The sequence below is a fragment of the Myxococcus sp. AM010 genome (assembly GCF_013372585.1).
GTDB classification, from domain to species: domain Bacteria; phylum Myxococcota; class Myxococcia; order Myxococcales; family Myxococcaceae; genus Myxococcus; species Myxococcus vastator.
Window position 1 is genome coordinate 123714 of the sequence record NZ_JABXEO010000013.1, and the last position, 11832, is coordinate 135545.

Below are 11832 nucleotides of genomic sequence, written 5' to 3' on the forward strand. Positions count from 1 at the left end.
GAGCCCCACGAACGCGAGACTTGCTGCGAAGGCTCGCGTCCGCGCGGGCGTCATCGCATGAACTCGCGCAGCTCGCTGGGGGTCACGAACGCTCCAATGCGCTGCTGGAGATGGACGCTCGGCTCCCGAGGGAAGTGGGCGGCCAGGACGCGGCGCGCCTCGAGCTGACCGCGGGCGCGGCCCACCCACTCAATCACCCCCGCGCGCTCCTCCACGCTGGAGGCGCTGGCGAGCTTCCGCCCGGCCAGGGCCAGCTCGGCCCCTGTCAGGTCGAGCTCCGCTCCTGGCGCCATGTGGCTCAGGCTCCGAAGGATGGTGGTGCTCACCCCCGGGCTCGGCTCGCGCTCGAGCTGCGACACGAGGAGCGGCCGGGTGACCTCGGGCGAGAGGCGTCCGAGCGCCTCGGCCGCGCGCCCCCGCAGGGCGGGAGCCCCCGTCCTCAGCCGCTCGTCGAGCTCCGTACGGAACGCGTCGTCGCCGCTGTTGCCGATGGCGTCCAGGACGGCGAGCTCGTCGTTGCTGCCCGCGGCGCGCTCCAGCTCTTCGCGCAGCGCCGCGTGCAGCTCGTCGCGCAGCGGGTCGCCAGGCCGGGTGCGCCCCGCCATGCTCCCGAGCCCGAGCAGGCTCACGTTCGCGACCATGGGCGAATCCGACCCCCGGGCCTGTGCGAGCAACAGGTCCGCCGCCTGCCGCGACGGCTCGCCGTGGTCGGCCAGCGCGGACGCCGCCCGGCTGCGGTCGAGCGCCGAGAGGTCCCTGCTGACCAGCGCGTCCGCGAGCACCTGACGGGACTGCTCGGTGCCCGCCAGCTCGAAGGCCAGGAAGAACGCGGAGCGCGCCGCCTCGTCAATGGCCCCGCGTCGCAGGTCGGTGAGCAGCGCGGCGCTCTCCTCCGGGTGCGCGCGGAGCCACCCCGCCAGGAAGCGCGCGGCGGGGAACACGGCGTTCTTTCCTCCCTCGCCGAAGTAGGCGAGGAAGCGGGCGCGCGCCGCGCCAGCGTCGAGCGCCGCGAGCTCCGTATCCACGGGCGACGGCGTCGTCGGGTCCGACTCGAACACGTCCGAGAAGTCCGCCTCCCCGGGCGCCACCGAGTCACGCACGGAGACGAAGTGCCCGTCCTCGCGCACCAGGTGGAAGCGGTGCGTGAATCCCTGCGGCGCCTCTCCAGGGAGGTGGATGCGAATCGTCTCCTGACCCTCCACGCGCCGCATCCAGCCGCCGCGCTCGGCGTCGAAGTCCGCCTCGGCCGTCGCGCCCAGCACCTGCACGCGCAGCCCCAGGCGCTGGGCGGTGTCGTCGAGCTGATACCGCGGCTTGGTGCGGAGCAGACGCGCCGCGCCCCCCGGCGCCTCGTCACGACGGTACTCCGCGGTGTAGACGCCCACCCCGTCGCGCTGCTCGGCGCTCCAGTGCGTCGAGTCATCGCCGGGCAGCACGAACTCGAGGCTCTCCAGGAGCGTGCTCACCAGGCGACGGCTCCCGCCGCTCCAGCGCGGGGAGAACCCGATGCCAGTGAAGCGGCACCGCGTATCGACCCGCACATAGAAGGGGCCGTCTTCGAGCTCCACGGCGCTCACCCGCTCCTGGGAGAGCGCCTGCTCGAGGACCACTGCGCTCAGGGCCGCGCGCAGCAGCGCGGGGCGGCCCGCTTGCGCCTCCTCGACGACGACCCAGCTCAAGTGGCCCTGGAAGTGGTCTTCCACTCGCGGAGCGGGGACATGGTCGACGGTGGCGGTGGACTCGAAGGCGAAGGCCGCGGTGTCCTGGCGCTCGAAGCGGCACTCGGGGGCGCCCGGCGCGGGCTCCGTCGGTGCGTGCGTCACGGCCGACGACGCCCCTTCCTCCGGGCCATCCCACGTCCCGGCCACGATTCCCATCGTCGCGAGCCCGAGCCCGGCCGCGATGCCCATCATCCGCCCGTTCATTCGAGCACCTCGGCGAAGTCCATCGAGCGGTCGAGCAGCGTCTGGGAGAAGCGCCGCGAGCTGAAGCTGAAGAGGTGCACGCGCAGGGTGCGGCTGAAGCGGCGAATCCCGACGCGGCCCACGATGGACACGTTTCCGCGGATGAGCTGCATGCCGAGCTCCCAGTTGGCGTTGCCGAGCACCACCAGGCTCCCGTTGTCGCGCTGGCCAAAGGCCAGTGAGGCGGTGAGCGGGAAGTCGGTGTTGACGAGCTCGAGGTCGGCCACCACGGCGGCCTTGACGATGCGGACGTTGATGCCGCCCTCAATCGACGCGGTGAAGTTGAACCCGGGGGTGATGGTGCGCGCGATCGCCCCACACATGCCGAGCGCGTCCTCGCTCTGGAGCAGCTCCCCGCACCGCGCCGCGTCCGTCGAGACGGAGAGGCTGTCGTTCGTCGTCAGGCCGACCTCCCCGCCGAGGCTGATCTTGAAGCCGATGCGCACGGGGCCGAAGCCGAAGCCGAGGTTCGGGAACGCGAAGGACTTCGCCGCGGAGAACTCCTCCTCGTGCTCGAGGCTGGGGGCGCTCTGGGAGAAGCTGTGGATGCGCTGGTTGAACGCGTCGACCGTGAGCTCGTAGCCCGTCTCCCCCGGGTCCACGCCGAGCGTGGCCTGCCCCACGGCACGCGCGATGGTGACCGAGTACGGACGCCCGAGCTTGCCCTCGAGCTCGACCGCGCCTTCGATGCGGCTGGCGGCACCGGCGCGGTCAAGCCTGTTCTGCGTCGTGAGCTGCACCGCGATGCTCATGCGGTTCGAGCTCCCGAGCCTGCGGGTGAACTCCTGGTCGAAGCTGATGGACGTCGCGGCGGAGGACTCCGGCGTCTCCCGCACCAGCACGACCGGGACGACGTGGCAGTCGCTCGTGTCCCCTTGTCCCTCGTTGCCCTCCTGCGGGAAGTCCGCCACGAAGCACCCCCTCACCGCGAAGTCGCTGACGTCCGCCCACGCGCCGCCCTCGCGCAGCGCGGCGCGGGTCGCCCCCTCGGCGAAGAGCTCATGGGCGAACGTGTTCGCGGTGCCTGGCATCAACTGCTCGATGACGACCTCGTCGACGCGGCCGAGCTCCGAGCTCGCGTCTCCCACGGTGAGCGGAAGCCAGCCGCCCTCGGCGCCCTCGGGCGCGAGCTCGTACCGGAGCGTGGCGCGCGCGGGCATGGCCGTGAGGGCCTCGAGCTCATCGGGCTCCTGGCCGAACTGGAGGTCCCCGGTGATACCCGGCGCGTTCGCCTCGAGCTCCGGCGGCACGTCCTCCGGCGCCAGCCCCGAGACGTAGGGGTCGCGTCCGTTGACGACGAGCGTCGACTGGACGACCAGGCTGGGCGCGAGCTTCTCCTCGGTGGCGTCGGGGGCGACGTAGGGGAGGATGGCCACCGACGAGGCGGGCTCCATGGAGTCGTAGAGCACATCGATGAGCTTGTCGGTCCCATCGGTCGGGGTCGGCTCGATGTCGATGGTGTAGACGCAGCCTCGGCGGAGGTCCGGGGCCGACAGGTCGGCGACGCCCCGGCACGCCTGGTTGAGCTCGGCGCCGCGGGCCGCCTCGGTGAAGGTGACCGCCGGGTAGTCAATGCCGGTGTCCGGCTCGTCCCCGTCGAAGGTGACGCGCAGGTTCACCGCCTTGTCCACCAGCGCCCCGCACAGCGAGGTCGGCCAGATGAAGCCATCGACGATTTGCTCCTGACCGTCGCCAACGAGATCGACGTCGATGGCGCTGGAGGCGCACTCGATGGGCTCCGCGGGGTTGGCGGGGTTCGCCTCGATGAAGCTGAAGCTGACGGCGACGTTGCGGGTCGCGGGCGCGGCCGGGTTGAGGCTCGTCGAGGTGATGCCGAACTGGATGGGCACGCGGTTGTTCACGAAGACGGGCTGGCTCAGGTCGTAGCGCACGTCGAGGTAGGTCATCCGCGCCTTCGTGAGACAGACGCCATCGTCGGCGCTGTTGGGGCACGCGGGCTCGATTGGCACGCCCGAGTCGGGCACGCCCGAGTCCGGCGCTCCGGCGTCCGGCTCGCCGGTGTCCGCTCCGCCGCAAGCGCTCGCGAGCAAGAGGAGGAGCGTCCCGAGGACGCGATTGCTCCGTCTGGAGCCGCGACTCAGGCCGGTGGACGGGGACTGCGCGGGGTTCTTCATGCTGGACCTCCAAGTGGGTGCCACGGTTGTCGGTCGGGGCCTAGGCAAGCGACGTACCAGCGCGCCGCGCGAGGGAGCGCTCGCTGCGCGCGGCCCTGCTTGTGGGGTGCGGCCTGTAGGGAGTCACCGACACCCCTTGGGGACGCAGCCGACAGTCGGCCCTGTGTTAGCTTCGCGGGCCATGTCCAGCGGAACGACGCGCCCGGATCGCCCCATGGGGCTCCCCATCCGCACGCTGACCATTGAAGTCGTGGGAGGCCCGGACCAGGGCCGCTCGCACACGGCGGATGGCGAGACGGTGACGGTGGGGACGGCGGAGAGCAACGAGCTGCGCCTGGCGGACTCCACGGTGTCCCGGTACCACCTGGAGCTCTCGCGAAAGGGAGACCGCGTCGCGGTGGCGGACCTGGGCTCCACCAACGGCACGGCGGTGGGGCCCACGCTCCTGGAGCGCGGAACGGTGGCGCCGGGGACCGTCCTCACGCTCGGGCGGACCTCGCTGCGAGTGGGGGATGGGCCCACGCGCACCGTGTCCCTCCACGACTCCGGGGCCCTGGGGCCGCTGCGAGGCCAGAGCGCGCCGATGCGGCGGCTGATGGCGCAGATACTCCGGGCGGCGCGGACGGACGCCTCGGTGCTGCTCCAGGGCGAGTCCGGCACCGGCAAGGAGCTCATCGCCCGAGCCCTCCACGACGAGAGCCCGCGCGCGAAGAAGCCCTTCGTGACGCTGGACTGCGGGGTCATCTCTCCCGGGCTCGTCGCCAGCGAGCTGTTCGGCCACGAGCGCGGCGCCTTCACGGGGGCGGAGCGCCGCCACCTCGGCGTCTTCGAGCGGGCGCAGGGCGGCACGCTCTTCCTGGACGAGATTGGCGAGCTGTCCCCCGCGCTCCAGACGGCGCTGCTGGGCGTGCTGGAGCGGCGGCGCTTCCGGCGGCTCGGGGGCAGCGAGGAGCTGTCCGTGGACGTGCGCGTCATCAGCGCCACCCACCGGGACCTCCGCGCCGAGGTCAACGCCAACACGTTCCGCCTGGACCTCTACTACCGGCTCGCGGTGGTGCGGCTGGAGGTCCCCCCGCTCCACCAACGCGTGGAGGACATCCCCCTGCTGGTGGAGCACTTCCTGAGCGAGGCCGGGTACACCGGCCCGCTGTCGGCGCTGGTGCCCCCGCCCCTCATGGCCACGCTGCTGGCGCACCGCTGGCCGGGCAACGTGCGCGAGCTGCGCAACTACGCGGAGGCCATCCTCGCCATGGGAGAGCCCCCCGCCCTGGAGCAGGCCGCGGGAGGCCCTGGCGCGGCCCAGGCGTCATCGCCCCCGGCGCCCTCCGTGGCCCTGTCCCTGGAGCGCGGCTACCGCGAGGCCCGCCAGCAGGTGCTCGAGGACTTCGAGGTCCAGTTCCTCAAGGCGCTGATGGAGCGCGCGGGGACCAACGTCTCGCTGGCGGCGCGGCTGGCGCGGATGGACAGGAGCTACCTCATCGACCTGCTCCACCGGCACCACCTGCGCTGAGGCTCAGGGCCGCCAGTGCAGATCCCCCGAGGCGCAGACGCGCACGCCCTGGGCGCACTGCTCGGTGAGCGTGTCGAAGCCCAGGTACACGTCTCCCTCGATGGCGTTGAGGGAGACGGGGCAGCTATAGGCGCACCCCACCAGCGCCTCCTCGCGCAGCGCCGTCACGCCGCCGGCCTCGAGCTCGTCGCAGGACTGGAGGGTCGCCGTGGTGCGGACGATGATGAACTCATCCGGCGCCTCGCTGGAGATGGCCGCGCCCGACAGGCTGCGCAGCGCCTCGCGCACCGCCTCCCGCGCCTCGGCGCGCGGCAAATCGGTGATGTCCGGCAGCGGGGTGGGGATGCACACGCGGTGCTCGGGCATCACCGCGCAGTCATGGTCCGCGCACCAGCTGACGAGCTGCCCCGAGCGGCACCCCGGAAGCCCCCCCAGCCGGACGAAGTCGATGACGAGCGAGGCGGGCACGGCCCCACCCCCGGCTGGCACCGCCCGTGAGAGCACGTAGGCGCCGTCGTCCTCCCGGCACAGGAAGCCGTCGAGCCCCTCGCCCTCCGCGCCGAAGGTGAGCCGCACCTGCCGCACCTCGTTACACCCGGTGAGCAGCGCCAGGGCCAGGAGCCCCTCGAGGATGCGCCTTCTCAAAATCCCACCTCCGTTCGAGCAGGCTGCCGCCAGAGCAGGGCGGTGGTCGTCGCGCCGGCGATGACCGCGGCCACGCCCACGGCGATCCAGAAGTCTCGCCGCTGGTAGAGGGCCGGCGCGGGCTCGACGACCTGGCCCTGGATGAGCAGGTCCCTCAGGACGCCCTCCGCCGTCCCGTGGAGGGCAGTCACCTCGCCCTGGCGCTCCGTGCGAGCCGCCGCGCGCCCATGGATGGCCAGCGCGCCCCGCAGGCGGTAGCCCTCGCGCTCGGCCTCGGCGTTGAGCAGCACGAGCCGCGGTGCCCGGAGCGCGGTGGAGAGCAGTCGCAGCGAGCCCGCCGAGTCCAGGTTGGCGGAGGATTCACCGTAATGCGCGGCCCACTGGCCGGCGGCCAGCTCGGGCGAGGCGGGGAGCGTGGTGAAGGCCACGGCGAGCTCGGGCCCCTTGGCCGAGATGACCTGGACCGCGAACTGTCGTCCCTCCGCGTCGACGCGCACCACGTGTCGCCCCTCCAGGACCTCGAGTGAGCACGGCGCGGTGCATACGCCGGGCCGCCCATCCAGGGAGATGCGCGCGGGGCTGAAGTCGGAGGTGATGCGCAGCGTGGTGCGCCCCCGCGCCGCGCCTTGCTCCGCGCCGGTGACGAGCACGCGCCCCACGTCGGGAGGCAGCACGCCGATGTCCGCGGGCAGCTCCAGCCCGAGCACGCCCAGCTCCGAGGCCACCTGGAGGGCCGCCTCTTCGCGCCGCAGCCCCACCTGGCAGGCGACCTGCCAGAGCAGCCAGCGGGCGGCGACCTCGCGGTGCCCCTGGCTCAGCGTCCTGGGGAGCACCCCTTCATCTCCGACGTCCTGGAGGCACTCCGCGAACTCCGCGTTGATGTAGTGCCGCCGGGCCTCCTGCAGGTGCCGCTCGACCTCCAGGAGCTGGACATCCCCTCCGGGCCGGGAGGTGGACGGGGGGAGCCCGGCGAGGCGCAGCGTCACGGGCACGCCGGGGGGCTGCTCCTGGGCCCACGCCTGGACGGAGGCGCGCGCCTCGGGGGCCCCCACGACGAAGAGCGTGACCGAGGGGAGCGCGGTGGGGGGCTCGGCCGCGGGCGTGGCGCCCCCCCAGAGCCCCAGGAGCAGCGCAGCGAGGGGGAATCTCCGGGGGGAGGGCCACGCGCGGCGGCGGTATATTGACGGTCGGGACTGACTCACCGGAGCGAGCCTCCAGGGGTGGAGTGAAAGCGTGGAGTGGGGTGGCCGTTATCGACTGGTGCGACAGCTCGCGCGGGGCGGGATGGGAGAAGTATGGGAGGCGAGCGCGACAGGGGAAGGGGGCTTCGCGCGGCGGGTGGCCATCAAGCGGCTGATCGCCGAGCACGAGCAGAGTCCCTCTCAGGCGCGGATGTTCCTCGACGAGGCGCGGATCGCCAGCCGGCTGCACCACGCCAACATCCTGTCCATCCTCGACTATGGCGTGGTGGAGGGCGTCCCGTACCAGGTGCTGGAGTACGTGGACGGCGTCGACGCGGAGCGGCTGCGGCAGCGCGGGCTCGAGGTGGGGGAGGACTTCCCGGTGGAGCTGGCGCTGCATGTGTGCGCCGAGGTGGCCCATGCGCTCCAGTATGCCCATGAGGCGAAGGATGGTGCGGGGGAGTCGCTGGAAATCGTCCACCGGGACGTGAGCCCCTCGAACATCCTCGTGTCGTGGACGGGCGACGTGAAGCTGGCGGACTTCGGCATCGCGCTGGCCAGGGACAGGCAGGAGCGGACGCTGGCGGGGCTGACGAAGGGCAAGCCGGCGTACATGCCGCCGGAGCAGGTGACGCGGGGCGAATTGGATGGGCGCTCGGACCTCTTCGCGCTCGGGTGCGTGCTGCACGCGCTGCTGACGGGGCACAGCCCGCTGGCGGGTGAGGACCGGATGGCGGACCTGCTGGCGGGCAAGGAGCTGGAGCTGTCGGACGCGCTCCCCGCGGACGTCCGAGAGCTCATCGCGCGAGCCGTGCGGAGGGCGAGGCATCAGCGCTTCCAGAGCGCGGCGGAGTTCGCCGAGGCGACCGGCGAGGTGCTCGCGGCCCGGAGCGGGCGAGCAGGGCGCGCGCTGCTGTGCGAGTGGATGGCCCGGGTCCGGGCGAAGGAGGAGGAGGCCAGGGCGCGGCCCGTCTCGGGGTGGGCGGGCTCCTTCCTGGAGGTGGAGCAGCTCCTCGGCGGGGTCGTCGTTCCGGAGCCAGGGACTGCGACGGGGGGCAGCGCCACGCCCCCACCGCGCATCGAGCAGCGCGCCCAGCGCCGACGGTGGCCCTGGCTCGCCGTCCTCGCGCTGGGGGGGCTTGTGGCCGTGTGGCCTTGGCGGCTTGGGCAGGAGGTCGCGCCGCCTGTGCCGGCGTTGCAGCCCGTCTCCGTGCCGGTGCCGCCCGCTCCGGAGAAGGACGAAGTCGCCCCGGCCGAGCGCTTGCCGCCCGCTCCAGTGCAGGCGCCCGTGACACGCGCGGCCCCGCGCGCGCAGGAGCCGCCCCCGAAGCGGCTGGTCCGTGCCCCGGCGCGCCCGGCGAGTGGCGGCTCAGGGGCGCTGACGGTGGGAGGCGAGGGGGCCTTGCGCGCGGTGGTCATCATCGACGGCGAGCGCCGAGGCCACGCACCGCTGCTCATCGAGCTCCCCGTGGGCGAGCATGTCCTGGAGCTCAAGACGCCCGATGGCCACTTGATTGGCCCGGAGCGGATCCAGCTCACCGAGTTCCACACCCCCGCCGCGCCGCTGCGCTGGGTTGTCCCTTCGGCGCGGGGGGCATCCGCGGAGTGAGGGGACGCGTTCGCCGGGAGGGCACGGGAATCGAACTCGCCAGGGGCGCCTCTCGGCGGTTTTGAAGCCCCGTCTCCTCGATGCGGGCTACTCCGGATCGAGCGCCCAGGTGCCTTCCTCCCAGCGTCGAAGTGTCATGATCGCTCCGATGGCGGCAACCCCTCCATCGTTCGCTGCCGCTTCCAGTACCGCCTTGGCTTCTTCCGTCCGGTAGCGGAGCAGAAACGCCGCCGCCATGGCTCGGACGTCCGTACGCGGATGCTTCAGCAGCACGGAGAGGGCGTCTCGCCCAGTATCCCCCTGCGCGCGGAGTGCCTGAAGCGCAGCGGTGTACTGCTTGGCGTGCTTGTTCCCCGTCCTGGAATCTCCTCGCTGAATGGCATCAGTCTGGGCCGCGACATTCCGAGCGAACTGCTCGACCCGTTCTTCCAACGTCATTACCAGACCCTCTTCGTCACGTTCTCAATGGCCAACAGCCCGAACTCGCGTTAGGCCACGTAGGATTGTGTGCTCAACCACTGCCGCACGGTCTGCGTGAACGAATCAGTAATGTCATAGCGGACCGACGACAGGATGGGAGCAACCATTTCCGTTTGTCGCGGTAGGCTGTGCACCATGCAGAATTGGCACTTCACGCGCATCCTCCCAATCCTGGCAACTGTGTGGCTCCTCGCCGCATGTGCGGAGGGGCCCATCGCACGGCCGGATGCCTCGGCCCGGAAGTGGATCGGCCCTTTGGTGAACGTGCCGGGCGGGGGCAGTTTCGCGCCGTCATGTACTTCGGCCCATGGCAGTGCAGCGCCCAGCTTATGAACTACTGCCGCGACAAGTGCGCTGGGAGCGGGCACGCCCTTCAGGGCTGCATGTGGCTGGCGGACCTGAAGATGGACTTCGCGGGTACGGTCCTGCGGGCCGGGAGCCGGTTTGGGATGACGCACTGCTGTTGCAACTACGCGACGCTCACCAAGGGCCAGAACGATCTGGCCAGGTCCCAGTGGAAAAACTTCCGCGATGAGTTCCGAGCTCGATGGGGAGAGCGGTTCGGTCAATGGCCCACGGACGCCAAAGGCGAGAACTTCCCAGGCCACCATATCCGCGACCTCCATCACGGAGGGAACCCCATCGACTGGGACAACATCATCCCGTTTCCAAAGGACCTCCACGAGACCCTACTGGGGCTCTACAACCAGTGCTATGCGAACAACCCGCCGTGGACGACTGCTGGGGTGGACTACCCCTATGGAGAGTAGACCCATGTCGATGCCCGCCCTGCTCGAAGAGGTGACGCGCCGCCACTTCCCCAACCCGCCTGCGACCCCGGCACAAATCGAAGCGTTCGAGCAAAGGGTCGGGTGGCGCCTGGACCCGGACCTTCGCGCCTTCTACTTGCACTGCGACGGCGCCAAGCTGTTCGATAGAACCAACCCTGAATTCGCCTTCTACCCGTTGGCGAAAATCCGTCGCGCGCGGATGGTGCTCCTTCAGGACGACACCGACAGGTCCGGGCCAGAGTCCTGGTACGCGCTGTGCGAGTTGGTTGACAGCAACTACATCCTCCTCGACGTGAGTCACCAAGAGGCGGGCCGGTATCCGCTTCGCGATGGTTACCGCGAGGCGTTCCCGGACCCGAACTACTGCTCGCAGATTGCGGCCTCGTTTTCTGAATTCCTCGCTGGCGCGCTCCGATCGAACGGGAGTTGGTTCTGGCTCCCGCCAGCGTGAGCTACGGCGCCGCCATGTCCTGGTTCGGCGGGTGTGGCTCCCAGCCTGTGCATGCTGCGCGCCGCACCTCGGCCCTCTGCGGCCCAAGCGTAAGCGTCCGGCCAACGACGTGCTGAGAGGCGTTGAGGCGAGAGCCGCCGCCGTGGACGCTGGCGAGCATGTCGAAGTCGGTGGAGAAGCAGGAGTGGTTCCAGGTCGCGGAGTCTTTCGAGGCGAGCGGGCTGACGCAGGTGGAGTTCGCGCGGCAGCGGGGCGTGCGGCTGAGCACTGTGCAGTCGTGGGTGTACCGTCGGCGCCGGCACCTGGCGGCGAAGGCCGAGCCGGTCCGCCTGCTGCCAGTCCAGGTGACGGCCCCCGTGGAGCCGAGCACCACCCTCGTCGAAGTCGTCACGGAGGGCGGGGCTCGCCTGCGCTTTGCCATGGGCGTTGACGTGGGGTACGTGGCCCGACTCGTCGCCGCGCTGGGGCGGTGAGGCGGTGTTCGCCCTTCCTGCGTCGGTGCGCGTGGTGCTGGCCACCGCGCCCGTGGACATGCGCAAGTCCATTGACGGCCTCATGGCGCTGGTGCGCGCCGAGTGGGGCGAGGACGTCTACTCGGGCCACCTCTTCGCCTTCGTCTCGCGCAAGGGAGACCGAGTCAAGGTGCTGACGTGGAGCCGGGGCGGCTTCGTGCTGCTGTACAAGCGGCTGGAGACGGGGCGTTTCCGGCTACCGCCGGTGGACGCGGGCGCGCAGGTGGTGCACCTGGACGCCACGCAGTTGGCGATGCTGCTGGACGGCATCGACGTGGCCCAGGTGCGGCGTCAGCCCGCCTGGACGCCTCCCGGGCGCACGGGCACCTGACGCGCCCGGCCCGGGACGCCTCCGCGCCGTGGCGTGTTGAGGCTACGTGCCGCGCGAGCTCCCTCAAGACCACTACTGTCCCTGGCGCGAAGAGGCGGAGGAACTCAAGGAGCGCCTGACGTCGCTGGAGGCGAAAATGGCGACGCTGGAGCGCCACGTCTTCGGCCGCAGGACGGAGCAGCTGCCGACGGTGGCCGCCGAACTGCGAGGGGACGGCGCAGAC

At 71.4% G+C, this 11832-nt stretch carries 11 protein-coding genes; 6 read left to right on the top strand and 5 right to left on the bottom strand.

Annotated elements, in window-relative coordinates:
* Positions 1 to 50: 50 nt before the first annotated feature.
* Positions 51 to 1925 carry a HEAT repeat domain-containing protein gene (locus HV826_RS09790; RefSeq protein WP_176416735.1) on the bottom strand — a complete coding sequence of 625 codons (1875 nt, stop codon included), beginning with the start codon at positions 1923 to 1925 and terminating at the stop codon, positions 51 to 53.
* Positions 1922 to 4099, bottom strand: a complete 2178-nt coding sequence (locus HV826_RS09795) for a hypothetical protein (protein WP_176416736.1) — start codon at positions 4097 to 4099, stop codon at positions 1922 to 1924. The genes HV826_RS09790 and HV826_RS09795 overlap by 4 nt, the downstream gene beginning before the upstream one ends.
* 214 nt (positions 4100 to 4313) lie before the next feature.
* Between HV826_RS09795 and HV826_RS09800 the strand changes: the two genes are divergently transcribed.
* On the top strand, positions 4314 to 5609 hold the full coding sequence (locus HV826_RS09800; protein ID WP_176416737.1) for a sigma 54-interacting transcriptional regulator: 1296 nt from the start codon (positions 4314 to 4316) through the stop codon (positions 5607 to 5609).
* A 3-nt stretch (positions 5610 to 5612) separates the two neighbouring features.
* Here the strand turns inward: HV826_RS09800 and HV826_RS09805 are convergent, their stop codons facing one another.
* Both HV826_RS09805 and HV826_RS38055 read right to left on the bottom strand, forming a co-directional pair.
* Positions 5613 to 6254 carry a hypothetical protein gene (locus tag HV826_RS09805; RefSeq protein WP_176416738.1) on the bottom strand — a complete coding sequence of 214 codons (642 nt, stop codon included), beginning with the start codon at positions 6252 to 6254 and terminating at the stop codon, positions 5613 to 5615.
* A complete protein-coding gene (locus HV826_RS38055) occupies positions 6251 to 7306 on the bottom strand; it encodes a PEGA domain-containing protein (protein ID WP_176416739.1) in 1056 nt (351 codons plus the stop codon). The genes HV826_RS09805 and HV826_RS38055 overlap by 4 nt, the downstream gene beginning before the upstream one ends.
* A 181-nt stretch (positions 7307 to 7487) precedes the next feature.
* Here HV826_RS38055 and HV826_RS09815 point away from each other — a divergent pair, with 181 nt between their 5' ends.
* Positions 7488 to 9044: a serine/threonine-protein kinase gene (locus tag HV826_RS09815; protein WP_176416740.1), complete on the top strand. Its 1557-nt coding sequence runs from the start codon at positions 7488 to 7490 to the stop codon at positions 9042 to 9044.
* 87 nt (positions 9045 to 9131) lie between these two features.
* On the opposite strand, the gene HV826_RS09820 is transcribed toward HV826_RS09815, so the two are convergent.
* Complete coding sequence (locus HV826_RS09820) at positions 9132 to 9482, bottom strand: DUF2019 domain-containing protein (protein WP_176416741.1); 351 nt, start codon at positions 9480 to 9482, stop codon at positions 9132 to 9134.
* A gap of 425 nt (positions 9483 to 9907) precedes the next feature.
* Between HV826_RS09820 and HV826_RS09825 the strand changes: the two genes are divergently transcribed.
* The 4 genes from HV826_RS09825 to tnpB all read left to right on the top strand — a co-directional run bounded on the left by HV826_RS09825 (position 9908) and on the right by tnpB (position 11609).
* A complete protein-coding gene (locus tag HV826_RS09825) occupies positions 9908 to 10294 on the top strand; it encodes a hypothetical protein (protein WP_255207707.1) in 387 nt (128 codons plus the stop codon).
* A gap of 4 nt (positions 10295 to 10298) precedes the next feature.
* Positions 10299 to 10766, top strand: a complete 468-nt coding sequence (locus tag HV826_RS09830; RefSeq protein ID WP_176416743.1) for an SMI1/KNR4 family protein — start codon at positions 10299 to 10301, stop codon at positions 10764 to 10766.
* A 158-nt stretch (positions 10767 to 10924) separates the two neighbouring features.
* Positions 10925 to 11239, top strand: a complete 315-nt coding sequence (gene tnpA, locus HV826_RS09835) for an IS66 family insertion sequence element accessory protein TnpA (RefSeq protein WP_176416744.1) — start codon at positions 10925 to 10927, stop codon at positions 11237 to 11239.
* Positions 11240 to 11243: 4 nt separating this feature from the next.
* Positions 11244 to 11609: an IS66 family insertion sequence element accessory protein TnpB gene (gene tnpB / locus HV826_RS09840; RefSeq protein ID WP_176416745.1), complete on the top strand. Its 366-nt coding sequence runs from the start codon at positions 11244 to 11246 to the stop codon at positions 11607 to 11609.
* Positions 11610 to 11832: the final 223 nt, after the last annotated feature.

Bases quoted from the DNA above. Each gene is read 5' to 3' on its own strand.
- HV826_RS09790 (WP_176416735.1), bottom strand. From the start codon at position 1,925: ATGAACGGGCGGATGATGGGCATCGCGGCCGGGCTCGGGCTCGCGACG.
- HV826_RS09795 (WP_176416736.1), bottom strand. From the start codon at position 4,099: ATGAAGAACCCCGCGCAGTCCCCGTCCACCGGCCTGAGTCGCGGCTCC.
- HV826_RS09800 (WP_176416737.1), top strand. From the start codon at position 4,314: ATGGGGCTCCCCATCCGCACGCTGACCATTGAAGTCGTGGGAGGCCCG.
- HV826_RS09820 (WP_176416741.1), bottom strand. From the start codon at position 9,482: ATGACGTTGGAAGAACGGGTCGAGCAGTTCGCTCGGAATGTCGCGGCC.
- HV826_RS09825 (WP_255207707.1), top strand. From the start codon at position 9,908: ATGTGGCTGGCGGACCTGAAGATGGACTTCGCGGGTACGGTCCTGCGG.
- HV826_RS09830 (WP_176416743.1), top strand. From the start codon at position 10,299: ATGTCGATGCCCGCCCTGCTCGAAGAGGTGACGCGCCGCCACTTCCCC.
- tnpA (WP_176416744.1), top strand. From the start codon at position 10,925: ATGTCGAAGTCGGTGGAGAAGCAGGAGTGGTTCCAGGTCGCGGAGTCT.